General features: G+C 63.9%; 1 pseudogene. It reads left to right on the top strand.

From position 1 onward, the window contains the following. Positions 1-618: pseudogene (locus JDO7802_RS18575) on the top strand (ArsJ-associated glyceraldehyde-3-phosphate dehydrogenase); the annotation flags it as partial.

The raw sequence follows: 618 nt of genomic DNA, 5'->3' as shown, positions 1-618 counted from the left end.
TTGACAGCGTGCATGGCCGTTGGTCCCACGCCTGCCGGGCCGATGGCGATACATTGCACCTCGGCGCCGCTCGCGTTCCCTTTACCCGGCACTGCCGGATTCAGGATCTGCCGTTGGACGGCGTCGACATGGTGATCGACTGCACCGGTGTCTTCAAAACGGAGGATTCTATCGCGCCCTATTGGGACGCGGGCGTCGGCAAGGTTCTGGTGTCCGCGCCGGTCAAAGGCGGCACGGCGCTCAACCTGGTCTACGGCGTGAACCACCACCTCTATGATGGGTCGCAGCGCCTGGTTACGGCGGCCAGTTGCACCACCAACAGCCTGGCCCCGATCATACAGGTTCTTCGGGACAGCTTTGGCATTCGCCACGGCAGTTTCACCACGATCCACAATGTCACCAACACGCAGACGATCGCGGACCGCGCGCACAAGGATCCGCGGCGGGCGCGGTCGGCGTTGACGAACCTGGTGCCCACGACGACCGGATCGGCCAAGGCGATCATGGACATCTTTCCGGATCTGAAGGGGCGTTTGATGGGCCATGCAGTCCGCGTCCCGCTGCTGAATGCGTCGCTGACCGATTGCGCCTTCGAGATGGCAGGCCCGGTGACCCCGA

The sequence above is a fragment of the Jannaschia donghaensis genome (assembly GCF_001403795.1).
GTDB lineage: Bacteria > Pseudomonadota > Alphaproteobacteria > Rhodobacterales > Rhodobacteraceae > Jannaschia > Jannaschia donghaensis.
Note: the sequence above shows the minus strand (reverse complement) of the source record. Positions and strands in the feature narration are given on the sequence as shown.